Genomic DNA, 26,406 nt, shown 5'->3' with positions numbered 1-26,406 from the left:
TTCCCCCGGCAACGGGCAGAGGTAAGCGGTTTAGGTTTTTTTTTGGTCGTCGTTCAGACATCAATGGCAATGACAGGTTTGAGGGAGTGATAATCATGAAATATCAGCAACTGGCCCGACAGATTCTGCTCGGCGTGGGTGGCAGGGAAAACATCCAATCGGTTGTACATTGCGCCACACGCCTGCGTTTCCGGCTGAAAACATCACATAAGGCAGATACCGACCAGTTAAAACAAAACCCCGGCATCATCACCATCGTGGAGAGCGGAGGCCAATATCAGGTAGTGATTGGTAATCATGTTGGCGAGGTTTATCAGGCGTTGCTGAGTGAAGGTGGATTGAGTGATACAGAGAGGGGTGATGACAACGAATCAGCAGAAAAGCTGACCTTGTTTGCCCGTTTTATCGATATCGTCTCCGGGATTTTTACCCCATTTATTGGGGTGATGGCCGCTTCCGGTATTTTAAAAGGTCTGCTGGCTCTGGCATTAGCCCTTGGAGTAATGGAGGAACAAAGCGGCAGCTATAAAATCCTTTTTGTCGCCAGCGACGCGCTGTTCTACTTTCTGCCGATAGTACTGGGCTACTGTGCCGGGAAAAAATTTGGCGGCAATCCCTTCGTTTGTATGACCATTGGCGCCGCTCTGGTACATCCAATAATGTTGGAAGCCTTCACGAATGAACAGGCCGGTCAGGCTCCCATGCATTTTTTTGGGGTGCCGGTCATCCTGATTAATTACGCCTCTTCAGTCATTCCGATCATTCTGGCTGCCTGGGTTTCCTGTCTGATTGAGCGCTTACTGAACCTGCGCCTGCCCGGCGCCATCCGTAATTTCACTACCCCACTGGTCTGCCTGATGGTGGTGGTTCCGCTGAATTTTCTGCTAATAGGTCCCATCGCCACCTGGCTGAGTCATTTGTTAGCGAACGGTTATCTGTGGGCCTATGCCCTTAGTCCACTGGTCGCCGGGCTATTTGTTGGCGGCTTCTGGCAGGTGTTTGTTATTTTCGGTCTGCACTGGGGACTGGTACCGCTGATAATTAACAATATCAGCATTTACGGGCAGGATTCGATGTTGCCGCTATTGCTGGCGGCGGTCATGGGGCAAACCGGCGCAACGCTGGGTGTTCTACTGCGCACCCGCGACAATAAGTTAAAAGGGATTGCGGCTTCCGCGTTCAGCGCCTGCTGGTTTGGTATCACTGAACCTGCGGTTTATGGCGTCACCTTACCGGGGCGTCGTCCATTTATCTTTGGCTGTATTGGTGGCGCGCTCGGTGCGGCCATTATCGGTTTCTATCAGGCCCGCGTTTACTCCTTTGGCTTTGCGAATATTTTTACCTTATTCCAGACCATGCCAGCTACCGGTATTGATGTGACGGTCATTGCCGCCGGCATCGGTTCATTGTTGGCGCTGGTTATTGGCGCTGTGGCGACTTATTTCTTTGGCCTGCCAACAGAAAAAGCCACGCCGCGGGCAGCTAACACAGATCCATCCGGTCCCTCTTCCGCGTCCCCTTCTTTGCTCAAGACGTTGACACTTGACAGCCCAATGTCTGGCCGAGTTATTCCACTGGAAGATGTTCCTGATCAGACGTTTGCCAGTGGTTTACTGGGAAAAGGCGTCGGGATCATCCCAACCGATGGACGCGTAGTGTCTCCCGTCAATGGCACCATCGCTTCATTGTTTCGTACCGGTCACGCTATCGGTTTGTTGGACGAAAACGGCGTGGAACTCCTGATCCACGTCGGGCTGGATACGGTCAAACTCGACGGGAAACACTTCACTATCCATGTTAGCCAGGATCAGCCGGTAAGCCGCGGTGAGCTGTTGATTGAGTTTGATATGACGGCCATCAGCCAGGCTGGTTACGACCTGACCACACCGATAATTGTCAGCAATAGTGATGATTATCTCGATATCCTGCCTGCCACGGTGCAGACAGAAGTAAAAGAAAATATGCCGTTACTCACGCTGTTTATCTAATTTTCCTCAAGGAGATCATCATGACCCAACGCTTTCCGGACACATTCTTATGGGGTGGCGCTATCGCGGCCAATCAGGTTGAAGGCGCCTGGCAAGAGGGAGGAAAAGGCCTATCCACATCAGATCTTCAGCCACAGGGGATCTTTGGGGAACGTGTTGAACGTCAGCCAGGTGATTATGGCATTAAAGATCTGGCTATCGATTTCTATCACCGTTATCCGCAGGATATTAAACTGTTCGCCGAGATGGGATTTACTGTGTTACGCACCTCCATTGCCTGGACCCGTATTTTTCCGAATGGCGATGAAACCCAGCCTTGTGAAGCCGGACTGGCCTTTTACGACCGACTGTTCGATGAAATGGCGAAATATAACATTGCGCCACTGGTTACCCTCTCGCATTACGAAATGCCTTATGGTCTGGTGAAAAACTATGGCGGTTGGGGTAATCGTAAAACCATCGACTTTTTTGAGCATTATGCCCGCACGGTTTTTGAGCGTTACAAGAATAAGGTGAAATATTGGCTCACCTTCAACGAAATTAATATGTCGCTGCATGCGCCTTTTACAGGTGTCGGGTTGCCAGAAGACAGCAGTAAGCAAGACGTCTATCAGGCGATTCATCATCAATTAGTTGCCAGCGCCCGTGCGGTGAAAGCCTGCCACCAGATTGTGCCGGATGGAAAAATTGGCAATATGTTGCTGGGAGGTCTGCTGTATCCGCTGAGCTGTAAACCAGAGGATATGCTGGAGGCATTACAAAAGAACCGTGAGTGGCTGTTCTTTGGTGACGTACAGGTTCGCGGTTATTATCCCGCGTATATGAGCCGATTTTTCCGTGACCAGGGAATCACACTGGATATCAGTGAACAGGATAAAGTTGAGCTGCGTCAACCCGTTGATTTTATCTCCTTCAGTTATTACATGACAGGCTGTGTCGCCGCCGATGAAAACCAGGAGCAACGACGTGGTAATATTCTGGATATGGTCCCCAATCCTCATCTCCCGAGTTCTGAATGGGGCTGGCAGATTGATCCGCTGGGCCTGCGCCTGCTGATGAACGAGCTGTACGATCGTTATGAAAAACCGCTGTTTATTGTCGAAAATGGTCTGGGTGCCCGCGACAAGGTGGAAAGCGATGGCAGCATCAATGACGATTACCGCATTGCTTATTTGAACGATCATTTGGTGCAGGTGCGCGAAGCTATTGACGATGGCGTGGAAGTTCTGGGGTATACCAGTTGGGGACCAATAGACCTGGTCAGCGCCTCGAAAGCTCAACTCTCCAAACGCTACGGGTTTATCTATGTCGACCGTCATGATGACGGTCAGGGTACTCTGGAGCGTAAACGTAAGAAGAGTTTTTACTGGTATCAGCAAGTTATTCAGTCAAATGGCGCGTCATTAAAATAACCCTCTTTTGAGGGCAGATCCCTGCCCTCACTGTTTATCATATTGTTCAGTCGTAGAAAATAACTCCGTATGGCTATGTATAGTCTTGAATCATTCAATGCAGGTGGCAGGATGAAAATAAGGTTGTCAGACTGAATGATGCCGTGAGTAAACGAATACCTATGGACTTTTCAGATAAGTGAGGCCGTTAACTAAATATCGCCAGAACATCTGCATCGTGCAGAATCACGAGCGTAACAATATCAACAAGGAAATAAATAATGAAAAGGTGCTCTCATTATTTCTATAAAGGCAGAAAAATAACAACCAATATAAATAATCACCACTACCATACTGAAAATAAAAATAGCCATTTTTCTATTTCCCTCTCAATAGCCACCGCTATCCTTTTACTGTACTCCGGAAATACCACCGCAAGCGCTAAGCAATGGGAGGGTACCGCGCTGGGTTTTATCCCCCAGGAGGAAGGATTACTCGGTGATATGCTGGGCGTCAGACCGTTACTGGAAGATAAAGGATTTTATTTTAATCTCGGTTATTTAAGTCAGGTGGCTTATAACATGTCAGGAGGGTATAACCCCGATAATCATGTCGCTTATATTGATCAGGTTTCGCTGACTTTTCAACAGGACCTGGAGGCGCTGACGGGTATTCCTGATGCAAAAATAGAGGGCAATATTGTTAATCGTAACCATGATGATAGTCTGACCGCCAGACGTCTGCAGGACTCGCGGGTCAGTATTAATGATATTGCTCAGGAAAGTTCCGGCAGTGGCTCAATAACCCGACTGGGCTGGCTGACTTTCTCCCGTAGCTTTAATAACCAACGTCTGCACTGGCGCATCGGAATGATGAATAAAGTGCAGGATTTTGATCAGATAATCCCTTGCGATTTTCAATTGCTCTCTCAATGTGGCGGTAAATCAGCGAATTCACTGACCTGGTATAACTGGAATATTCACTACTGGGGCACCACTTTGCAATACAAACTGACCGATGAATTGACGCTGAAAGGCGGCATTATGGAGCAAAATCCCGCCGCGACTTCCCGCCGTCAGGCATGGAATACCTCGACCAAAGGCAGTAAGGGCCTGCTCTTACCGGTCGAACTGGAGCTGAAAACACATCTCAATAATCTGCCCGGGATCTATAATCTGGGTTTGCTGTTTACCAATGCTCCCCAGCAAAGTCTTTATACGGGTAAGTCTCAGGCGATCGGCGCTGACGATCCGCAAGGTTACCGGCAACACCGTCGGACCTGGTTTCTTTATAGTGGATTTAATCAGCAAATTACCCGTCATCAGGATGATGCGACACGTGGTCTCAGCACCTCATGGAGCCTTGGTGTAGGTGATCAACGCACTAATCCCCTGCACGTTACCAGTGCGGTTTCACTGCGTTACAGTGGATTGCTGGATGCGCGTCCACGGGACTGGCTGGGATTAGGGGTTTCGTGGATAAAAATGAGCAGCGATTACCGCCGTAATCAGCAAGCGCTGAATCAGATCCAGGGCATCGATAATTACAGCGACCCACTGTATCATCCTCTTGTGGGGCATTCTGTTAATGCTGAATTTTATTACCGAATACATGCTACCAGTTGGCTGCAAATTCAGCCGGGCCTGCAATACTGGCATCGCCCTGGCGGCGTCAAAGAAACTCAGGACGCCTGGGTTTCTGAGCTCAAAACAGTGGTGACCTTCTGATGCTCAGGAGCCGGTAGTCAATGACCGGTTCCTGCCAACTGACCGGGAATGGCTGCGGCTTCAGTTGGCTTTTATGCTTCGTCTTCGCTCTCTTCCAGCGCTAACGTTTCTTTCCTTACCCGTTCAATATGGATGGTTAAAAACATCCGTTCCTCAGTTCCCAGCGTATAAGACCAGGTTTTGGTGACATGACTATCGATTTTTTCCACACAGCGATAGGCTTGTGGATAGCGGTTACGTACGATGTCATGCAATGATTCGTCATCGCTGAACACGCCCTTCTTACCCAGCATCCGTTGGGCAAAAAACTTCAGATGAGTGACAAAACGATTGTAACTAAGGGAATCGGGCTGGTATTCGATATTCAACTGATAGCGGACAATATCCAGTATCTGCTGCATAAAACCAGTGATATGCAACACCTCAGGCATATTACTTTGCAATTGAGCGTTGACCAGATGTAGAGCAATAAAACCCGCCTCATCCTGTTCCAGACGGATCCCCAGCCGTTTTTCGATAATATCGAGGGCGCGGAGTCCCAGTGCATATTCGCGCGGATAAAGCGTCCTAATCTCCCAGTGCAGCACGTTGTGTAAGGGGATATTTTCCCGCTGGCGCTGCAGGGCAAAATTAAGGTGATCGGTCAGTGCAATCGCCAGGCTCTCATGCAGATTACCCGCGAATTCTTTTTGCGCCAGCGCGATAATATACTCGCTGGTGGTGACCACCTCTAACGGGATTTCCGACAACAGTTCGGCCAGTCGACCTGTCAGCTCACAGTTTTGCAGGGCAAAGATCTTTTCCACCTGTTCAGGATCGACAACATCCCCTGCCCGCTTCTGGAAGGCCAGCCCGCATCCCATGACAACCTGTTCTTTTCCCTGCGCATCATGGACGATCACCACATTATTGTTAAGTACCTTGGTAATTTTCATATCCTGGCCTGAAAGTAAAAAAACCTGACTGCCGGACAAGTCCGTCTGTCAGGTTTTGCCTGCAGCGAAGCAGTCACAATCCAGACATTACCTTAATTCATTGCGCCTGTAGCTCAAGCCCCAGACCCTGGTTCTGTGACGGTTCTCGAAAATTGTGGGCTGCCAACGTCACCGATCCATGCGCGATAATCAGGCCACCATCTCAGTGGATGCCAAAAAGGTTAATGTTTGAGGATATACATCGTGCGACTGTAGGCCACATCTTCCGGATTGGTGATGGGATAGCCTTTCACCCACGGTTTGATCAACCGGCCATTGGTATACTGATAGAGTGGCGCGATGGGTACCTGATCGGCGATTATTTGTTCAGCACGATTGTAATCGTCGTTACGCGCGGAATTGCGGGTTTCCCGACCCGCCTGTTCGATCACTGCATCGTAAGCGGCATTGTTGAATTTCGCGATGTTGCCGCTATGGGGAGAAGTCAGTAAGCTGAGGAATGTGGAGGGCTCATTATAATCCCCCACCCACGATGCGCGGATAACATCAAAATTACCGGTATTACGGCTGTCGATATAAGTTTTCCACTCCTGGTTTTGCAATTTTACACTGACCCCAAGGTTCTTCTTCCACATCGACGCGACAGCGATAGCGATCTTCTGGTTGTTTTCCGAACTGTTATACAACAGCGTCAAATTCAACGGATGCGTCGGGCCATATCCTGCTGCTGCAAATAACGCTCTCGCCTGAGCATTCAGCTCCGCCTGGCTGTGCTGTTGTAAAAAGTCAGGTTGAGGATTGAAACCAGCCGTGATGTCCGGCGTAAAATGCCAGGCCGGTTTTTCCCCCGTTCCCAGCACCTTTTCAGCAATAATTCTTCTGTCGATACTCCACGAAAGCGCTTTCCGTACCCGTACATCCGCAGTCGGCCCTTTAGTCGTATTGAACGCGTAGTAGTAAGTCCCCAACTGGTCGGGCGTGTAGACCTCGCCAGGCAGTTGTTTTTTCAGCAGTCCGTACATGTTTTTCGGGAAAGACTCAGTGATATCGATATCGTTAGCACGATAACGTTTAGTGGCACTGGATTCTTCACTGATCGGCAGGAATGTTACTTTAGTCAGTACACTATGTGCATTGTCCCAATACTGGTCATTACGTACCAGCACCAGTTTTTCATTCACCACACGTTCCTGCAATTTATAGGCGCCATTGCCGACCAGATGGCCAGGCTGCGTCCAGTCGTTCCCGTATTTTTCGATGACTTTTTCCGGGACCGGATACAAACTAAAATGAGCGGTCAGGCTGGCAAAAAACGGAACAGGTTTATCCAGCGTGACCTGCAGTCGATACTTATCCAGCGCGGTAACGCCCAGTTTATCCGGCGTCATTTCACCTTTGGTGATTGCCGTCGCATTCTTAATCCCAGCCAGCCCGGCAAACCAGGCAAATGTTGAACCAACTTTCGGATCAACTAAACGACGCCAACTGTAAACAAAATCGTTGGCAGTCAGCGGCTCACCATTCGACCAGCGGACATCCTGGCGTAAAGTGAAAATCCAGCTTTTATTGTCGGTCGTCTGCCATTGTGTCGCCACGCCTGGCACAATCTTGCCCTGCGCATCCTGATTCGTCAGTCCCTCAAACAGATCGCGTATCACGGGAATTTCAGGCAAACCGACTGCTTTGGCTGGGTCCAGTGACGCTGGCTCATCTTTTATTTGGCGGACGATTTCCTGACGGCTTGCCAGCAGCGTGCCAGGCGGAACATCGGCGGCATAAAGGGAAGCGCTGACGACCAGAGACAGCAAAGCCAGCGTGAAACGGTGATTCCTCATCGGTATACCTCAAAATACGGTCAGCAGGGCTGATTTATACCCGCACTTTAGCGCAAATCATTGATCGGTAAATAGCCTTTTTCTCACCAGAGAGGATGACATCAGCGGACAACGAGCAGGCCTGCACTTTTTTTCCCTCGTCTTTTACGCTAGTTTGAGGAAAATCATACCGGAGTTGTTCGCATGTCCCTGACACATCCGCGCCAATTGCGCGGCAAACTGGAGGCAGAGTGTAAAATCTATGGTCATAGTGTACTGGGCGCGCCATTGCTATGGTTCCCGGCGCCAGTGGCTGATCAACACAGTGGTTTAATCCTCGCAGGAACGCACGGTGATGAAACGGCCTCCGTAGTGACGCTTTCCTGCGCCATACGTACGTTACACAAATTTCATCGCCGTCATCATGTGGTGCTGGCGGTAAACCCGGATGGCTGCCAGCTCGGCCTGCCGGTGATCACCGCCGAGCTGCCCGCCATCTCAGCCGATGAATCCAGCGAGAAATATCTCACGGCGATGGTGGACTTACTGCGCTGGCAGCCCTCCTCTTCAGCTCATGGCTGAAGTGGCTTTCCTTGCTCAGCCAATGCTGACTTCTCTTCTCCGCGGGTTTTCTTTTGGCTCAGCCCGTATTCGCGCAGCTTATTAGCAATGGCCGTGTGCGAAACACCTAAACGCTTCGCCAGCTTGCGGGTACTGGGATAAGACGCATACAGACGGGTCAGAATTGAACGCTCAAAACGGCTGGTTATCTCGTCCAGCGATCCCGTCAGCATTTCTTCGTCCAACGGCAGTTCCGTGGCTAATTCCGGCAGGGCTATATCCTGAGGCCGCAGTTCGTGGCCTTCCAGTTGGGCCAGTGCCCGATACAGTGCATTCTTTAACTGACGGACATTACCCGGCCAGCTATACCGGCTGAGGAACGCATTCAACTGTGGCGACAATTTGGGCCGCGCGACCCCTTGTTCATCGGCAAAACGGGCCACGAACATCTCGGTCAGTGGCAAAATATCCTGTGGACGATCGCGCAACGGCGGCAGGTTCAGCGTCAGCACGTTCAGGCGATAAAACAGATCTTCACGGAATGCTCCGCGTTGTACCAACTCAGTCAGGTTCTTCTGCGTCGCGCAAATCACCCGAACATCAACATGAACCTCATGTTCTTCTCCCACCCGACGAAAAGTGCCGTCGTTGAGGAATCGCAACAATTTGGTCTGCATCTGTGCTGACATCTCGCCAATTTCATCCAGCAACACCGAACCGCCGTTCGCCTGTTCAAAGAAGCCTTTTTTGCCTTCCAGCGCGTTCGGGTATGCCCCGGCAGCGTGACCAAACAATTCACTTTCCGCTACATCATCCGGTAAAGAGGCACAGTTCAGCGCCAAAAAGGGCTTTTTGCCGCGCGCGCTACGCAAGTGGCAGGCCCGGGCCAGCATCTCTTTCCCGGTTCCCGTATCCCCGACAATCAACAGTGGCGCATCCAGCATCGCCAGTTTACGGGCCTGTTCGATCACCTGACGCATCTTAGGGGCGACCGCCACAATATGTTGGAATTCGCTGTCGTCGTTCACCACCAAATTTTGCAACTGCTGCCCCATCCTCGCGGTGGATTTCAGCATCACTACCGCGCCAACCGGGCAACCGGGCTGCTCATTTTCACCTGAAGCATAAATAGGGGTTAATTCCATCAGAAAATCGCGGCTCTGGATAACCACGTGATGGATTTGCGACTCAACACGATCGCTTTCCAGCCAACGCTGAAAGTTAAATCCGCCAATTAACGTCCCGGCACCAAAGTGACGTATTTTCTCTTCATTGAGTGAAAACAACGCCTGAGCGGCCGGGTTAGCCAATTCTACTTTACCTTTCAGGTCGATAGAGAACACCGGCTCCGGCAGCGCCACCAACAGTGCACTCAAGGCCCGGTGTTCACGTTCAGAAGGCAAATGGGTCACGGTTCTGACATCTGTCACGCCAGCTATACGGCGGATTTCCGCCATCAGCTGACTAAACGGGTCAAAAGCGATGGTGGAAAGATTCAGGTAAATGCGACCAATGGGGGCAATTTCGATACCGCGCAAATCAATGCTTCTTTCGACAAGGAGATCAAGCAGTTCGCGAGTCAGACCGAGTCGGTCCTGGCAAAAAACTTCCAGACGCATGCGTAGCAACCTTCATTTCTATCGGGTGAAAACTGATAATACTCCATCGCTGAAAGCGTCAGAAGTCTTCTGGAAGGAAATCTTGACAGCTGATTATTTTTGCAGCGCTTCTTTTAGTTGGTTCACCAGATCTCGACGGAAATCGCCCAGCCGCGGTTTGTCGTCTTCCAGCCAGGGCAATGGTCGGCACAGTTCCATGGTCTTAATGCCCAAACGTGCGGTCAGTAATCCGGCGCCGATACCCTGCGCCGCGCGCGAAGAAAAACGCGCCGCCAAATCCTGCGACATCCAGTCCATCCCTACTTCCCTTACCAATTCAGAAGCTCCGGCGAAAGCAATGTTCAGTAATACCAGCCGGAAGAGGCGAATACGACTGAAGTAACCCAGTTCAATACCGTAAATTGCGGCAATACGGTTAACCAGCCGCAAATTACGCCAGGCGATAAAGGTCATATCCACCAGCGCCAACGGACTGACGGCAATCATCAATGTGGATTCAGCCGCACTGCGTCCAGTTTCACGGCGGGCCTGGTTGTCCAGCACGGGCTGCACCAGTTGCGCATAAAGCTGGATAATTTCACGGTCATTGTGGGTTTCATGTAACGAGGCGTGCCAACGTTGCAGCGCCGGGTGCGCCTGATCCATCCCCGCCTGACGCGCCAGTCTTTCGCAAAACTCACGACCTTTTCCCATCCCGTGACTACTCAACAACTCGCGAGCAATATCACGCTCTTCCGCCCGTTCCCGCAAGCGATACAGCCGCCGCCATTCGGCCATTAGCGAGCCTGCCCCGGCACAAACCACCAGTCCGCCAGCGACGCAACCGCCCATCGCTATCCAGTCCTGCTGAACCCAGGCGTGGTACGCCCACTGCCCTCCCTGCGCAATCACGCTGACGCCAAAGATTGCCAACCCGACTTTTACCATCCGGCGCCACAGGCTGCGTTTAGGGCGCAACGCGGCTTCCAGCAATTTTTCTCCACTGTTCTCTTCTGCCGGATCCTGTTCCGGGTCAACCGCGATAAACGGGATGTTTTGTTGCTCAAAATTCTGCGCCGCCTGCAATGTTACGTCTTTTTCCACTGCCAGTGGCTGGGCGAACTCTATTCGTGGTTTCAGTGATTTCAGTGGTTCACTCATCGCAATTTATCTCCCAATAGAAATTCCAGTGCGGCATCCAGCCGAATATGCGGCAAGGGACGATCAACGTCGAGTTCCTGCGGCCGGAACTGTTCAAAATGGAACCCCTGCTGCTGCCAGAAAGCATTACCAGGCAATCTTGCCGGCACTTCTCCTGGATAAACGGTCAGCGGCGCGTTGTCTTGCAACCGATGTCCGCGCAACGCTGGGATTTTCTCTCCCTGATGTTCCACTAAACCACTTTGCGTTGCCTGTACCGAGGCCAGCCCCACGCAGTCCATAGCAATACCCTCAAAAGCAGCGTTCTGCCAGGCATCCTGAACCAGTTGTTGTAGCAGTGAAACGAGGTTCGCATGCTGGTCGCTGGTCACATGATCGGATTTGGTGGCGGCAAACAGCAATTTATCAATAACTGGTGAGAACAGTCGCCGAAACAGTGTGCGCTGGCCATAGGAGAAACTTTGCATCAGTTGAGTCAGCGCCAGCCGCATATCGTTAAACGCCTGCGGCCCACTGTTAAGGGGTTGCAAACAATCCACCAACACGATTTGTCGGTCAAAACGCAAAAAATGCTGTTTATAGAAACCTTTCACCACATGTCGGCAGTAATAATTATAACGGGCCCGCAACATGCCGATGTTGCTATTGCTGTCTGCCTGAGCCAACTTCGACTCTCCGTCTTTGTCGACCTGAGGCCATGGGAAAAACTGCAGGGTCGGCGCGCCCGCCATCTCGCCGGGCAGTACAAAACGTCCGGGTTGGATAAAATGCAGTCCCTCCTGCTTACACTTAAGCAGGTAGTCGGTCCAGGCTGCGGCGATTTCCGCCAACCGGTTTTCATCTGCCGGCGCAAACGGTTCCAGCCCGGCACACAGTTTTTGCCAGGGGGCCGACCAGTTGGCGCGATCTCCCTGTAGCAGGCCGATCATCTGCCGTGACCAACTGAGGTAATCCTGCGCCAACATGGGCAAATCCAGTAACCATTCTCCCGGATAATCGACGATTTCCAGATATAGCGTAAAATTATCTTTGACGTGACGCAGCAAAGATTCACGCGAACGGTAGCGTAAGGCCAGACGCATTTCACTCACTCCGCGCGTCGGCGTGGGCCAGGCTGGCGGTGCCGCATAAAGCTGCGATAATCCCTCATCATAGGTAAAACGTTGAATACCTAGATCCCGTTGCGGCACACGCTTAACGCCGAGCAGGCGCCCCTCGCGCACCACTGAAAACATCGGCAGGCGCGCCCCCGAGTTAATGTTAAGCAGTTGATTAACCAGGGATGTGATAAAAGCGGTTTTACCGCTGCGGCTCAGGCCGGTGACCGCAAGACGTAAGTGGCGATCCGCGCCCCGATTCACCATCGACAGCAACTCATTTTGAAGTCGTTTCATCTGGGTGTCGGCCCTTATTTTTTTATTGATCAATCAATGTATTTATCGCCTGGTGTCGCAAATTACACTCCTCAGCGTTTATACCAGCGAGTGGTCGCGCCACGCATGGCACGACGAATCAACGGTTCCAGCGCCCAGGCGAGCATAATTTTCAGCGGACGACGAGCGACCGATTTTACCGCCCAGCCGGCCAGGCCCGCAGGCGCGTAAGTCAGTGCGCTGATCAGCGCAAATTTTCCCACCTTCTTCAGGGTTGGCAACGTGTTACGACCTAAAGTCTCTTGCCAGTGACGCATAGCAATTTCTCCGGAGAAATCATCAGGCCCGCATCCGGACCCGGAGCCCGTAGCGGGATTAAAGCTGGCGAAAGCGGCTACGTACGCTGAACGTATCGGAAGTAACATAACGTTCCATTTCACGCAGGCGGCGTTCTCCACGGTCCAGATCCGCGCTCAGTTGGTTCAGCAACTGATGCGCGGTCAGGGTATTTTCTCCCTCGCGGGACAGGCTTTCCGGCATATCGTCCAGCACCAGCGCCAATGCAAAATAAGCCACAATAGTAAACATGAACAGGCTGAAAAACATCGACAACACCACCATCACCCGGACCAACCACACGGGGATCCCCAGATAGTCGGCTATCCCGGCGCAGACGCCTTTCACTTTTCCACGCGCCGAAATACGGTAAAGCTTTGTACCTTTAATGGTTATCCCACTCATTGCTGCCTCCAGTCTGGATGCTCCGCATCAAGGATCTCTTCCAGCGCCTGAATGCGTTGACGCATTCTTCCCGCCTCCTGAGTCAACTGTTGCAAACGCTGTCGTTCACCGGATGACAGCCCGGCATCGCCATTCTGCCGATTGCTATAATGAAGCCATAACCAGACTGGCGCGACAAACAACACAAATATCGTCAGGGGTATGGCCAGAAATAACGCGCTCATTCACTCTCCTTGAAAATTCAGCATTAAGGATGGCAACTGTTACTCGCTGCGGTTCATTTTGGCTTTCAGCGCCGCCAACTGTTCTGCAATTTCATCGTTAACCTGTAGTTCAGAGAACTGTTGCTCCAGGGTTTTCTGTTTACCAAAACGGTAACTTTCTGCTTCCGCCTCCATATGATCGATGCGACGTTCGAATGATTCAAAACGCGCCATCGCCTCATCCATCTTACCGCTGTCCAGTTGGCGGCGCACATCGCGTGAAGAAGAAGCCGCCTGATGACGCAGCGTCAGGGCCTGTTGACGGGCGCGGGTTTCACTGAGTTTTTTCTCCAACTCGCTGATTTCACCTTTCATCCGGGTCAGTGTTTCCTCAACCTGATCCGCTTCACTGTTCAGTGCGGCAATCAACTCGCCCAGCTTCTGTTTTTCGATCAACGCGGCACGAGCCAGATCGTCTTTATCACGACGCAGCGCGAGCTCGGCTTTTTCCTGCCATTCATTCTGCTGAGTTTCAGCCTGCTCGATACGACGCTGTAGTTGTTTCTTTTCAGCCAGCGCCCGGGCGGAGGTGGAACGGACTTCTACCAGCGTGTCTTCCATCTCCTGAATCATCAACCGTACCAGCTTCTGTGGGTCTTCCGCCTTTTCCAGCAACGTGTTGATATTCGCGTTCACGATATCGGCAAAACGAGAAAAAATACCCATAATCAAAGTCCTCAGTGTTTTGTTTATATAATGCAGTATGCTGCTTACCTCCTTACCGCTATTCAATTAGTGTGCCAATTTTTATCTCGTTGATTTTACCGTATTTCGGTCCTTTACAGTACGACACGAATTATCTAATGTGGTGTAAATCACTAACACTTGGTGAATTTCATGAGTGAATTTAACGATAGCCTGTTGGGTGAGTCGAATAACTTTCTTGAAGTGCTGGAACAGGTTTCCCGTCTGGCGCTGTTAAATAAGCCAGTACTGGTCATCGGCGAGCGTGGAACCGGGAAAGAACTGATCGCCAGCCGCCTGCATTACCTGTCTGACCGCTGGCAGGGTCCCTTTATTTCACTTAACTGCGCGGCGTTGAATGAAAATTTGCTCGACTCCGAACTGTTCGGTCACGAGGCCGGCGCGTTTACCGGCGCGCAAAAGCGTCATCTGGGCCGCTTTGAACGTGCTGATGGCGGTACATTGTTTCTTGACGAGCTGGCCACGGCGCCGATGCTGGTGCAGGAAAAATTGCTGCGGGTGATTGAATATGGCCAACTGGAACGTGTCGGCGGCAGCCAGCCGTTGCAGGTCAGCGTGCGGCTGGTCTGCGCGACCAATGATGATCTGCCGCGGTTGGCGCAACAGGGTAAATTCCGTGCTGACTTGCTGGACAGGCTGGCGTTCGATGTGATTCATCTCCCACCATTGCGGGAACGGCGCAGCGATATTCTGCTGATGGCGGAACAGTTCGCTATCCAGATGTGCCGCGAATTGGGACTGCCTTTATTCCCGGGGTTCTCTCCTGCCGCCCGGCAGGTTTTGCTGGACTATCGCTGGCCGGGCAATGTGCGTGAACTGAAAAACGTGGTGGAACGTTCGGTTTATCGCCATAGTAAGGTTGAGCAAGACCTGGATAACATTATTATCAATCCCTTCCAACGGTCGTCCCTCCCCATTAGCCATTCAACGTCAGCACCGGATACGTTGCCTGAACTCCCCCTTGACCTCCGCCATTGGCAAAACCAACAGGAGAAAAATTTGCTGGAGAAAAGTCTACATCAGGCACGGTTTAACCAGCGACGCGCCGCAGAATTGTTAGGACTGACCTATCACCAGTTACGGGCGATGATGAAAAAGCATGATATAGATTTAAAAAGCGATCCGGCGGCCCACTAATATTGCTGGGACTAAACGTGAACCATAAACGAACCTTCTATCTAAAGTTGCATCATCCCGGTAATGCTAGTCGTTGGACTGGGTTCGACGTAAGTGTTCAGGGTCAAACGAGCCCAACATGCTCAACATTGGTACAGACAACTCTGAATATTACCCAGACGTACGCAGAAAATGTCCTGGTCAATTTGGTGTCTAATTCTGTCGGAAGCAATACGATGACTTTGACTCCATCGTTATTCAACAGCTGCGTACACCGGCCTCCTAAAAAAAGCCCGCGCAAGGCGGGCTGAAAATACTGGAAGCAATGTGAGCAATGTCATGCTCTTCTTCGGCAGAGCCACCTCAGGAGAGCAAGAGAATAATAATCATTCGCAATGTGCATTGTAAAGCACTTTGTTGAGAATATTTCTCATTACCATGATGTTGTTGGGCGTATTATGAACATCCCTGCAGTGACTATGGATGCTCTTTTAGGGTGGATTTGCGTAAAAAAACACCGCTTACCCCGGCAAATTTTGGGAGAGTCTGGAGAGTGCGGTACACTCTGATTATTGCCTGATATTTCAGATGACTTATGCGCACATTTTTCTCCATCCTTCTACCGAGTCTGTTGCTGTACAGTGCCTCGGTCTTCGCTACGCAGCCGGACGATATCCGCCAAAGCGGCTTTGTTTACTGCGTCAATGGCGCAGTGACCACCTTTAATCCGCAAATGGCCAGTGGCGGACTGGTGGTCGATACGCTCGCCGCTCAATTGTACGACCGGCTACTGGATGTCGATCCTTATACTTATCGACTCATTCCTGAGCTGGCGGAAAGCTGGGAGGTGCTGGACAACGGGGCGACTTATCGTTTTCATCTGCGTCATAACGTCGACTTCCAGAAAACCCACTGGTTCACCCCTACCCGCCCCATGAATGCTGATGATGTGGTCTTCAGTTTTCAGCGCATTTTTGATCGCCAGTCGGCCTGGCATGATGTTAACGGTGGCAACTATCCCTATTTCGACAGTCTGCAATTTGCCGATTCAGTGCAAAGCGTGAAGCGGCTGAGTAAAGATACCGTTGAAATCCGGCTGAACAAACCAGATGCATCGTTTCTCTGGCATATCGCGACACATTATGCCCCGATTTTGTCTGCTGAGTATGCCGATCAGTTGACCCTGAGTGGCCACCAGGAACAGATGGATCGCCAACCTGTTGGGACTGGCCCGTTTCAATTGAGTGAATACCGCACGGGTCAGTTTATCCGCCTGGCGCGTAACCCTTTTTACTGGAAAGGGTTGCCGAAAATGTCGCAAGTAGTGATTGATATGGGCGCGGGGGGGACCGGACGTCTTTCTAAACTATTGACCGGAGAATGCGACGTGCTGGCCTATCCGACCGCCAGTCAGATCGCTATCCTGCGAGATGATCCGCGTTTGCGCCTGACACTGCGTCCAGGTATGAATATCGCCTACCTGGCGTTCAACACCCGCAAACCCCCACTCAATCGCCCTGAAGTCCGCCAGGCACTGGCGTTAGCCATCAACAACGAACGACTGATGGCGTCCATTTATTACGGAACGGCGGAAACGGCCGCGTCAATCCTGCCGCGCGCCTCCTGGGCTTACAATAACGATGCACAGGTAACAGAATATAATCCACAAAAATCCCGTGAAGAACTGAAAACACTGGGGGTGAAAGATCTGCATCTCTCATTGTGGGTTCCCTCTTCTTCACAGTCCTGGAATCCCAGTCCACTGAAAATGGCTGAACTGCTTCAGGCCGATCTGGCACAGGTTGGCGTAAAAGTGACGATTGTCCCGGTTGAAGGCCGCACCCAGGAAGCACGCCTGATAAAAATGAATCACGATTTAACCCTGACGGGTTGGGCCACTGACAGTAATGACCCCGACAGCTTTTTCCGGCCATTACTCAGTTGCGCCGCGATCCATTCACAAACAAACTATGCTCACTGGTGTAATCCTGATTTCGATGACATCCTACATAAAGCCCTGCTTTCACAGCAGTTAGCCTCGCGAATTGACTATTACGCCCGCGCACAGGCAATTTTGGCCTCCTCGCTGCCAGTGCTACCGCTGGCTTACTCACTGCGCCTGCAGGCTTATCGTTACGATATTCACGGATTGATACTCAGTCCATTTGGCAATGCATCGTTTGCCGGTGTCTATCGTGATAATGGTGAGGATAAATAATCATGGTTATCTATACGCTGCGTCGTCTGGTGCTGTGGCTGGTCACGTTGGTGATGCTGACGCTGGTCGGCTTCAGTCTGAGTTATTTCACCCCCGATGCGCCGCTACAGGGTGCCTCCTTCATTGATGCCGTACTGTTTTGGTATAAAGGCTTATTTCAGCTTGATTTTGGTGTTTCCAGCATCAATGGCGAACCGATCGCTCATCAGCTAGGTGAATTTTTTCCCGCGACCCTGGAGTTGTGTATTATGGCTTTCGCTCTGGCGCTGCTGATCGGCATTCCAATGGGGATCGCCGCAGGCATGATGCGCGACCGATGGCAGGATAAAACCATCAGTGCGTTAGCGTTATTGGGGTTCTCCATGCCGGTATTCTGGCTGGCGCTATTGCTGACATTGCTGTTCTCGCTCAATCTGGGATGGCTGCCAGTCTCAGGACGTATTGATCTGCTCTATCCGATGAAAAATATCACTGGTTTTGCGCTGATAGATGCCTGGCTCAGCCACTCGCCCTGGCGACATGAGATGCTTATCAGCGTGCTAAAACACCTGATTTTGCCTGTCACCGCGTTGGCTGTGGCGCCGACAACCGAAGTGATTCGTCTGCTGCGGATCAGCACACGGGAAGTGATTGCGCAGAATTATATTAAAGCGGCGGCAACGCGCGGTCTGTCGCAACTGACGATTATTCGCCGCCACGTATTGCACAATGCCCTGCCACCGGTTATCCCGCGTCTTGGTTTACAGTTTTCGACCATGCTCACGCTAACGATGATCACCGAAGTGGTGTTTAACTGGCCGGGACTGGGGCGCTGGTTGGTGGAAGCCATCCGTCAGCAGGATTATGCTGCCATTTCCGCTGGCGTGATGATGGTGGGAGGACTGGTGATTACCGTAAACGTGCTCGCCGATATTCTGGGCGCTATGACCAATCCACTGAAGCATAAGGAATGGTATGCCCTTAGATGATGTTTATGCCGAGAAGCGGCAACCCAGTCCCCTGCGTTATACCTGGCGGATTTTTTATCGTGATACCACCGCGATGGTGGGTTTCTATGCCTTTATCGCGCTGCTGTTTATCTGCATCTTTGGCCACCTGCTGGCACCTTATGGCCTCGATCAGCAGTTCCTCGGTTATCAGTTGCTGCCGCCATCATGGTCGCGCTACGGGAATGTTTCTTTTTTCCTGGGCACCGATGATCTTGGCCGGGATGTCTTGAGCCGTCTGCTGAGCGGTGCTGGCCCGACAGTCGGTTCAGCCATTGCGGTCACTATTCTCGCGTCACTGTGTGCCATGGTGCTCGGCATTTTTGCCGGACTCACCCATGGACTACGCTCGGCGGTAATGAACCATATCCTTGATACGCTGTTATCTATCCCGTCATTGCTGCTGGCGATTATCGTGGTGGCCTTTCTGGGGCCAACGCTGGGGCATGCCCTGCTGGCGGTGTTTCTGGCTCTCATCCCGCGTCTGGTCAGGGCGATTTATACTGCGGTGCATGATGAGTTGGAGAAGGATTACGTGGTGGCGGCGCGTCTGGATGGCGCCAGCAGTATGAACATACTGCGCCATGCCATTTTCCCCAATATTCTGTCATTACTGGTCAGCGAATTTACCCGGGCGCTGTCCATGGCTATCTTAGATATCGCCGCGCTCGGTTTTCTTGATCTCGGTGCCCAGTTACCTTCGCCGGAATGGGGCGCCATGCTGGGTGATGCGCTGGAGCTGATTTATGTCGCCCCGTGGACGGTAATGCTGCCAGGCGCGGCGATCATGCTGAGTGTGCTGATTGTTAACTTGTTAGGTGACGGCATCCGCCGGGCCATCGTTGCGGGAGTTGAATAAATGCCGCTGCTCGATATTCGTAACCTGACGATCGAATTTATGACCGCTGATGGACCGGTGAAAGCGGTCGATCGCGTCAATATTACCCTCACCGAGGGCGAGGTGCGTGGACTGGTTGGAGAATCTGGCTCCGGCAAGAGTCTGATTGCCAAAGCTATCTGTGGTGTCACCAAAGAAAACTGGCGTGTTACCGCCGACCGCATGCGCTTTGACGACATCGATTTATTGCGTCTTTCCCCCCGTGAACGTCGCAAACTCGTTGGACACAATGTCTCAATGATTTTTCAGGAGCCGCAATCCTGTCTCGATCCCTCCGAGAGTATCGGGCGCCAGTTGATGCAGGCTATTCCGGGCTGGACCTATAAAGGCCGCTGGTTTCAGCGTTTCTTCTGGCGTCATCGCCGGGCGATCGAGTTGCTGCACCGCGTGGGCATCAAAGACCACCAGGACATTATGCGTAGCTTCCCCTATGAGCTTTCTGATGGTGAATGCCAAAAGGTTATGATTGCTATTGCGCTGGCCAATCAACCGCGCCTGTTGATCGCCGATGATCCCACCAACGCGATGGAACCGACCACCCAGGCGCAGATTTTCCGCCTGCTTTCGCGACTGAATCAGAATAACAACACCACTATCCTGCTGATCAGCCATGATTTACAAATGCTAAGCCACTGGGCCGATCGCATTAATGTCATGTACTGCGGCCAGACGGTAGAGACGGCGCAGAGTGATGATCTGATTGCCTCGCCGCATCATCCTTATACCCAGGCGCTGATCCGCGCAATGCCGGATTTTGGCCATTCGATGCCACACAAAAGCCGTCTTAATGCCTTGCCCGGCGCTATCCCGTCACTGGAACATCTCCCCATTGGTTGTCGTCTGGGGCCACGCTGTCCCTACGCGCAAAAAACCTGCATTGAAAGACCACGCCTGACCGGGGCGAAAACCCATCTGTTCGCCTGCCACTTCCCGCTGAATATGGAGAATCAGTAATGGTTGATACCCTACTGGAGGTGCGTAATCTCAGTAAAACATACCGTTATCGTACCGGTCTGTTCCGACGGCAACATGTTGAAGCGGTGAAAGGGGTCAGTTTTACACTACGGGAACGCCAGACGCTGGCCATCATTGGTGAAAATGGCTCGGGAAAATCTACACTGGCCAAAATGCTCAGCGGTATGGTTGAACCCAGCGCGGGTGATATTGTGATTGATGACCACCCGCTGGAGTATGGCGACTATGGTTATCGCAGTCAGCGGATCCGTATGATTTTCCAGGACCCATCAACCTCACTTAACCCGCGCCAGCGTATCAGCCAGATTCTGGATTTCCCCTTGCGACTCAATACCGGTCTGGTACCTGAAGAGCGTGAAAAACGCATTGTGGCCACACTTCGTCAGGTCGGTCTGCGGCGCGATCATGCGGCTTATTATCCACACATGCTGGCACCGGGCCAGAAGCAACGCGTGGCGCTGGCCCGCGCGCTGATCCTGCAACCCAAAGTGATTGTCGCCGATGAAGCAATGGCCTCGCTGGACATGTCCATGCGTTCGCAATTGATCAATTTGATGTTGGAATTGCAAAACAAACACGGTCTTTCTTATATTTATGTTACGCAGCACCTGGGGATGATGAAGCATATCAGCGACCAGCTACTGGTCATGCATCAGGGCGAGGTGGTTGAGCGCGGCAGCACGGCGGATGTCCTCGCCAGCCCGTTACATGACCTGACCAAGCGGCTGATTAACAGCCATTTCGGCGAGGCTCTGACGGCGGATGCCTGGCGCAAAGATCGCTGACCGTCAACAGACAAGAGATCACAACAATGGGCCGTTATTCAGCGCCGCTCTTTACCCGGGCGGTTGCTGCTCCAGTGGGCTTATCCTTTCTTCCTTATGCTTTTCTGCTATTTATTAGCACCGAACGGTCTTGTGTTAGCCAATTCTCCTGCGCGAGGATAATGCCGTCCCAGCTAAAAAGGAATGACCATGGAACAGCGCCGTTTTTCCGGTAATAGCCACTGGTATCATGAAACACAATCCTCACTTACCATACAAACCGCGCCGCTAGTCCCTGAAGCCGCCGATATTGAAGACCGTTTTCTGCTTGGCCTGGCCCCGCTTTGTGACGGTGAACTGAAAAATACCCTGCAACAGGCTCAGCCTGCGCTACAGGTATCGCGCTATCTTTATCAGGTGTTATTTCCCGCACAACTCAGCACCACGCGAACACAGACTCTGACGCTATATGATCGCCTGAGTACTGCGCTGACTGTCGCACAGGTCACCGGTATCCAGCGTCTGTGCAATCATTATGCCGCCAGGCTAAATCCGCTTTCCGGGCCGGACTCCTCCCGCGAAAGTAATCGCCGCCTGACACAAATTACTGAGTACGCCCGCCAACTGGCCAGTCAGCCAACGCTGATTGACTGTGCCGCGTTACAACGCCTGGACGATGTAGGACTGACCCTGCCGGATATTATTACTTTCAGCCAAATTATCGGCTTTGTCAGCTACCAGGCGCGTGTGGTCGCCGGCATTAATGCCCTTCTCGCGATCCCTGTTCGTTGGATACCTGGCGTCGTCATTCCTGATGATGCCAGACCTGAGTATTTTGAGAATACCGCCCCCTGGCAACCACAGTTGACTCCCGTTGAACGGCGCTACGCTTCGGCCAGCCAACTGGAAGCATTAACGTTTTGCCAATCGCAACAGGGACTCAATGAAAGCGCCTGGTTGCTGGCACATGATGCAGAAACGTTGTATGGCTGGAGTGTGTTGAGAACTACGCTGGAAGCGCCGATGGCAACCCCTGAAAGCTCTCTGGCCGCGGCGGTAACCGCCAGAATCAATGGCAGTCCGGCTTGTTTCTATCGCTATACCCATGAAACATTGCGCACGGCGCTGAAGAAAAGCATTGCTCAGGCTATGACCAGCGCCAATACGGACGAACAGGCGGTCATCCAGTTGGCTGCCCAGCTAACCCGTTCACCGGAACGCTTGAGTGCCGCCCATCTACAACCGCTGAACGAAGCTGGCTTGTCGCAACAGGCCATTTTCGGCGTGATCCAGAGTGTAGCCCTGGCAAACTGGAATAATCGCCTGCTGCAAACCCTGGGATCGACCTGTCCGGCCAACGCTTAGAGCATTAGCACAGCCAGGAACGCTTTCTGCTTGTATTTATCGTTCGCTTAACCAACGGCGCACTTCATCGAAGAAATGCTGCGACAACGGCGTGGCGCGCCCCGGTTCCGCAATCACCACAGCCGCCTGCCGTGACATTGGCTGAATGGCCAGTTGGCGTGACTGCAACTCCGGCATCATTTCCGGCAACAGATGGCCGCGAGGAGAAATCAGGCATCCCAGCCCTACCTGTACCCCCTGCACCAGTTGGAACACCGAGGTGGTTTCCAGCACCACCCGCGGATGCACTTCCGCCTCCCGGAAATGGCTGTCCAGATAACGCCGGAAATAACGGGTCTGCTCGGCAAGGCATAAAGGAATATGCTGGAGATCGTTAAACGCCAATTCACCATCGCCGCGTAACTGCGGGAAATGCTGCGGATGGAATACCACTTCAACGCCGTTATCCTGTAGAGCTTCTGCCTGAAAATGCAGTTCACGCAACGTTGCCAGTTCAAAGAAACCAATGCCAACATCAACAGTATGACTGTTGAGCGCATCCAGCAATTGATCGGCACTCAGCACTGCCACCCGATAATCCAGTTGTGGATACTGACCACTGACGCTCTTCAGCAACAAAGGTAATGAGACGCTGCACTGCGGGACGACCCCAATCCTGAGTATCCCGGTCACTCCGTGCTTGAGTGATTCCACTTCCAGCTTCAACCCCTGATAGACCGAGACGATTTCCCGCGCCCAGCTCAGAACCCGCTCCCCCTCCGGCGTAAAACCATCGAAGTTATTGCTGCGGTTAATCAATGACAGACCCAGTTCGCGCTCAAGGTTTTTCAGCCGCATCGACAACGTCGGTTGGCTGACAAAGCTGGCCTCAGCGGCACGGCCAAAATGCCGTTCGCGCTCAAGGTTACAGAGATAGATCAGTTGTTTTATGTCCATAATTTATATTCTATCACCGCAAGACAGCCAGCCGATATACAGGAAGCAACAAACTCAGCGCAGATAGCCACGCAATTCTGATGGGGGAACCGCTATCCTGTTAGCGCATGCCGTGGGCCGTTCGTTCCAGGCGTCATGCGCTAACACGTTTCCATCCTTAACAGTATCCATCGCACAATCCGTGTTGCTCTCTGAGTGAAACACAATCATAACGGCTGGTTTCAGCTGTTCCAGACAATCTGCTTGATCTCTATCAAGAAAAGAAATCTGATTAGCGGTCGAACCGGTCAGTTAGTAGCGAAGCGAGACAAATTCACAACATACACTTAAGATCTTTGAATCAGTTCACACTCTCGCGATAAATTATGCCTATCGCACCATTAAACCAATCAATTAGACAATTTATTTACCTGATCGCAGACTTAATCCACAAAAGAAGCAATAATTAATTTACAACTCCAAAACACAATAGAAACCTGCGAAGCAAGCAATATGAAATTTAAAACTGCCATTAAACCCTATCAGGCCGCTGCGGGCGGTTGGGGTTCTCTCGAGGCCACAACCCGTTTCGTCTTCGACAGTAAACAAGTCCTGAAAAACATGCGCAATCTGATGCGCATGAACAAAGCCAAAGGCTTCGACTGTCCTGGCTGTGCCTGGGGCGACGATAATAAAAGTACCTTCAGCTTTTGTGAAAACGGTGCCAAAGCCGTGACCTGGGAGGCAACCCGCCGCTATATCGATGCCAGTTTCTTCGAAAAACACAGCGTATCAACGTTATATCAGCAGAGTGATTATTTCCTCGAATACCAGGGGCGCCTGACTGAACCGCTACGCTACAACCGCGAAACTGATCATTATGAACCGATCAGTTGGGATGAGGCGTTTACGCTGATCGCCCGGCATATCCATGCGATGGATAATCCGGACCAGATGGAGTTGTATACATCAGGTCGCGCCAGCAATGAAGCCTCATGGCTCTATCAGCTATTTGGCCGCATGAACGGCAGTAATAATTTCCCTGACTGTTCCAATATGTGCCATGAAGCCAGCGGTACCGGTCTGAAACGCAGTATTGGCGTGGGGAAAGGCACCATCCGTCTTGATGATTTTGATCACGCCGATGCTATTTTCGTCTTCGGGCAGAATCCAGGCACCAACCATCCGCGAATGTTGCACAGTCTGCGTCACGCGGCCGATCATGGCGCCAAAATTGTGACTTTTAACACCCTGCGCGAACGTGGACTTGAACGTTTTGCCGATCCGCAAAAACCGCTTGAAGTGGTGACCAGCAAAGCCGGAACCATCAGCTCGACTTACTATCAGCCTAATCTGGGCGGTGATATGGCGGCAGTTCGCGGTATGGTAAAAGCGCTGGCAGAAACGCATTACGCGTTGCAGGCTGAAGGAAAAGAAGGCCTGTTTGATCAGGTGTTTATCAATGCCAAAACCGAAGGGGTCGACGCGTATCTGGCGGTCGTTGAGGCAACCAGCTGGGCGCAAATCGAGCAACAGTCAGGCCTGAGCGAACAACAACTGCGTGAAGCCGCTGCTATTTACCAAAGTGCGGAACGTGTTATCTGTACCTGGGCGATGGGGATCACTCAGCATAAGCATTCGGTTGATACCGTGCGTGAAATCGTCAACCTGCAGCTGCTGTTCGGCCAACTGGGGAAAAAAGGCGCTGGCCTGTGTCCGGTGCGCGGACACAGTAACGTGCAAGGCAACCGCACCATGGGCATCGACGAGAAACCCAGCCAGGCCTTCCTCGACAGTCTGGCCAACCATTTTGGTTTTGAGCCACCGCGTAAAGCCGGCCATAACACCGTGGAAGCGCTGGAAGCGATGTTGCGTAACGAGATTAAAGTTCTGATCGCTCTCGGTGGAAATTTGGCCGCGGCAGCGCCGGACAGTCCCCGCACTGAAGAGGCACTGCGCCGTTGCGGTCTGACCGTACATATCAGTACTAAACTGAACCGCAGCCACCTCTGTCCTGGCGCTATCGACGCGTTAATCCTGCCAACACTGGGCCGTACCGAGCAGGATATTCAGGCCAGTGGTCCACAATTTGTTACCGTTGAGGATTCCTTCAGCATGGTTCACGCCTCTGAAGGCGTGGGTAAGCCAATTGCCGAAACTCAGCGTTCTGAAACCGCGATTGTGGCCGGTATCGCCGATGCTGTACTGGGCAAAGAGAAAGTGGACTGGTTAGCGCTGGCGGCAGATTACAACAAAATCCGTGATCACATTGCAGCGACTATTCCAGGCTTCAGTGATTTCAATGCCAAATGTGAGATCAAAGGCGGTTTCTATCTGGGGAATGCGGCGGCCGAGCTGCGCTTTAACACGCCGAATAACAAAGCGCAGTTCAGTGCCGCCCGTCTGCCTGACTCATTGTTTCCGCAATTAGGCGACAATGTAGAAGTGCCTTTCACTTTGCAAACGCTGCGTTCACATGATCAGTACAACACCACGATTTATGGTCTCGATGATCGTTATCGCGGCGTTTATGGCCAGCGTGAAGTCCTGTTTATTCATCCGGAAGATATGGCGCGACTGGGCTTTTCTACCGGTGACGATGTGGATATCGAAACATTGTGGAATGACGGCATTACCCGCAAAGTGTTCGGTTTCAAGCTGGTGCCTTACAACATTCCAAAAGGCAACCTGGCGGCATACTACCCGGAAACCAACCCGCTGGTGCCCCTCTCCAGCGTTGGCGACGACAGCGGTACACCAACCTCTAAATCCGTCCCGGTGAAAATTACCCTCTCCAAAGTGAAGGCTGATCTGCGTATTGCCTGAGCAGACCGTCATTTGTATTAAAGAAAGCCGGGGTATCCCGGCTTTTTACTTGCCGCGAAGCGGTTAATCGCGTAAAACTGTCTGCC

The 26,406-nt window shown here is 52.0% G+C and carries 21 protein-coding genes and 1 pseudogene; 12 read left to right on the top strand and 10 right to left on the bottom strand.

The window, feature by feature from the left end:
• The first annotated feature begins 95 nt into the window (after window positions 1–95).
• From bglF to EH228_RS00970, 3 genes are all read left to right on the top strand, one after another.
• Window positions 96–1,988: a PTS beta-glucoside transporter subunit IIABC gene (gene bglF, locus EH228_RS00980; protein ID WP_152319838.1), complete on the top strand. Its 1,893-nt coding sequence runs from the start codon at window positions 96–98 to the stop codon at window positions 1,986–1,988.
• Window positions 1,989–2,008: 20 nt separating this feature from the next.
• Complete coding sequence (gene ascB, locus EH228_RS00975; RefSeq protein ID WP_152319837.1) at window positions 2,009–3,400, top strand: 6-phospho-beta-glucosidase; 1,392 nt, start codon at window positions 2,009–2,011, stop codon at window positions 3,398–3,400.
• A 260-nt stretch (window positions 3,401–3,660) separates the two neighbouring features.
• Entirely contained in the window at window positions 3,661–5,106 is a 1,446-nt protein-coding gene (locus EH228_RS00970) for a carbohydrate porin (protein WP_152319836.1), read from the top strand.
• Between the two features lie 71 nt (window positions 5,107–5,177).
• Here the strand turns inward: EH228_RS00970 and licT are convergent, their stop codons facing one another.
• Window positions 5,178–6,041 carry a BglG family transcription antiterminator LicT gene (licT, locus tag EH228_RS00965; protein WP_152319835.1) on the bottom strand — a complete coding sequence of 288 codons (864 nt, stop codon included), beginning with the start codon at window positions 6,039–6,041 and terminating at the stop codon, window positions 5,178–5,180.
• Between the two features lie 221 nt (window positions 6,042–6,262).
• Window positions 6,263–7,876: a peptide ABC transporter substrate-binding protein gene (locus EH228_RS00960; protein WP_152319834.1), complete on the bottom strand. Its 1,614-nt coding sequence runs from the start codon at window positions 7,874–7,876 to the stop codon at window positions 6,263–6,265.
• 183 nt (window positions 7,877–8,059) lie between these two features.
• Here EH228_RS00960 and EH228_RS00955 point away from each other — a divergent pair.
• Window positions 8,060–8,323 (top strand): annotated as a pseudogene (locus tag EH228_RS00955) (M14 family metallopeptidase); the annotation flags it as partial.
• A 104-nt stretch (window positions 8,324–8,427) separates the two neighbouring features.
• Here EH228_RS00955 and tyrR read toward each other — a convergent pair.
• The 7 genes from tyrR to pspA all read right to left on the bottom strand — a co-directional run bounded on the left by tyrR (window position 8,428) and on the right by pspA (window position 14,218).
• Window positions 8,428–10,035, bottom strand: a complete 1,608-nt coding sequence (tyrR, locus tag EH228_RS00950; protein WP_152319832.1) for a transcriptional regulator TyrR — start codon at window positions 10,033–10,035, stop codon at window positions 8,428–8,430.
• A 93-nt stretch (window positions 10,036–10,128) separates the two neighbouring features.
• A complete protein-coding gene (locus tag EH228_RS00945; RefSeq protein WP_152319831.1) occupies window positions 10,129–11,175 on the bottom strand; it encodes a YcjF family protein in 1,047 nt (348 codons plus the stop codon).
• Complete coding sequence (locus EH228_RS00940; RefSeq protein WP_152319830.1) at window positions 11,172–12,569, bottom strand: YcjX family GTP-binding protein; 1,398 nt, start codon at window positions 12,567–12,569, stop codon at window positions 11,172–11,174. The genes EH228_RS00945 and EH228_RS00940 overlap by 4 nt, the downstream gene beginning before the upstream one ends.
• 71 nt (window positions 12,570–12,640) lie before the next feature.
• Window positions 12,641–12,865, bottom strand: a complete 225-nt coding sequence (gene pspD / locus EH228_RS00935) for a phage shock protein PspD (RefSeq protein WP_152319829.1) — start codon at window positions 12,863–12,865, stop codon at window positions 12,641–12,643.
• Between the two features lie 58 nt (window positions 12,866–12,923).
• Entirely contained in the window at window positions 12,924–13,289 is a 366-nt protein-coding gene (gene pspC, locus EH228_RS00930) for an envelope stress response membrane protein PspC (RefSeq protein ID WP_152319828.1), read from the bottom strand.
• The gene (pspB, locus tag EH228_RS00925; protein WP_152319827.1) at window positions 13,286–13,513 is read right to left on the bottom strand and encodes an envelope stress response membrane protein PspB; all 228 of its coding nucleotides are present in this window, start codon (window positions 13,511–13,513) and stop codon (window positions 13,286–13,288) included. Before pspB ends, pspC begins: the two co-directional genes overlap by 4 nt.
• A gap of 39 nt (window positions 13,514–13,552) precedes the next feature.
• On the bottom strand, window positions 13,553–14,218 hold the full coding sequence (gene pspA, locus EH228_RS00920; RefSeq protein ID WP_152319826.1) for a phage shock protein PspA: 666 nt from the start codon (window positions 14,216–14,218) through the stop codon (window positions 13,553–13,555).
• 171 nt (window positions 14,219–14,389) lie between these two features.
• Between pspA and pspF the strand changes: the two genes are divergently transcribed.
• The 7 genes from pspF (at window position 14,390) to EH228_RS00885 (ending at window position 22,579) form a co-directional block, all read left to right on the top strand.
• Window positions 14,390–15,394 carry a phage shock protein operon transcriptional activator gene (gene pspF / locus EH228_RS00915; protein WP_152319825.1) on the top strand — a complete coding sequence of 335 codons (1,005 nt, stop codon included), beginning with the start codon at window positions 14,390–14,392 and terminating at the stop codon, window positions 15,392–15,394.
• 574 nt (window positions 15,395–15,968) lie between these two features.
• The gene (gene sapA, locus EH228_RS00910; RefSeq protein WP_152319824.1) at window positions 15,969–17,591 is read left to right on the top strand and encodes an ABC transporter substrate-binding protein SapA; all 1,623 of its coding nucleotides are present in this window, start codon (window positions 15,969–15,971) and stop codon (window positions 17,589–17,591) included.
• Window positions 17,592–17,593: 2 nt separating this feature from the next.
• Window positions 17,594–18,559: a putrescine export ABC transporter permease SapB gene (gene sapB, locus EH228_RS00905; protein ID WP_152319823.1), complete on the top strand. Its 966-nt coding sequence runs from the start codon at window positions 17,594–17,596 to the stop codon at window positions 18,557–18,559.
• A complete protein-coding gene (sapC, locus tag EH228_RS00900) occupies window positions 18,546–19,436 on the top strand; it encodes a putrescine export ABC transporter permease SapC (protein ID WP_152319822.1) in 891 nt (296 codons plus the stop codon). Before sapB ends, sapC begins: the two co-directional genes overlap by 14 nt.
• Complete coding sequence (gene sapD / locus EH228_RS00895) at window positions 19,437–20,429, top strand: putrescine export ABC transporter ATP-binding protein SapD (RefSeq protein WP_152319821.1); 993 nt, start codon at window positions 19,437–19,439, stop codon at window positions 20,427–20,429.
• Window positions 20,429–21,235, top strand: a complete 807-nt coding sequence (sapF, locus tag EH228_RS00890; RefSeq protein ID WP_152319820.1) for a putrescine export ABC transporter ATP-binding protein SapF — start codon at window positions 20,429–20,431, stop codon at window positions 21,233–21,235. Before sapD ends, sapF begins: the two co-directional genes overlap by 1 nt.
• A 189-nt stretch (window positions 21,236–21,424) precedes the next feature.
• Window positions 21,425–22,579: a CMD domain-containing protein gene (locus EH228_RS00885; RefSeq protein WP_152319819.1), complete on the top strand. Its 1,155-nt coding sequence runs from the start codon at window positions 21,425–21,427 to the stop codon at window positions 22,577–22,579.
• Between the two features lie 36 nt (window positions 22,580–22,615).
• On the opposite strand, the gene EH228_RS00880 is transcribed toward EH228_RS00885, so the two are convergent.
• Window positions 22,616–23,515, bottom strand: coding sequence for a LysR family transcriptional regulator (locus EH228_RS00880; RefSeq protein WP_152319818.1), 900 nt, complete (start codon window positions 23,513–23,515; stop codon window positions 22,616–22,618).
• Window positions 23,516–24,007: 492 nt separating this feature from the next.
• On the opposite strand from EH228_RS00880, the gene EH228_RS00875 reads away from it, so the two are divergent.
• Window positions 24,008–26,320, top strand: a complete 2,313-nt coding sequence (locus tag EH228_RS00875; protein WP_152319817.1) for an FdhF/YdeP family oxidoreductase — start codon at window positions 24,008–24,010, stop codon at window positions 26,318–26,320.
• Window positions 26,321–26,406 lie beyond the last annotated feature (86 nt).

The sequence above is a fragment of the Erwinia endophytica genome, from assembly GCF_009295515.1.
Lineage (GTDB): Bacteria > Pseudomonadota > Gammaproteobacteria > Enterobacterales > Enterobacteriaceae > Erwinia > Erwinia endophytica.
Note: the sequence above shows the minus strand (reverse complement) of the source record. Positions and strands in the feature narration are given on the sequence as shown.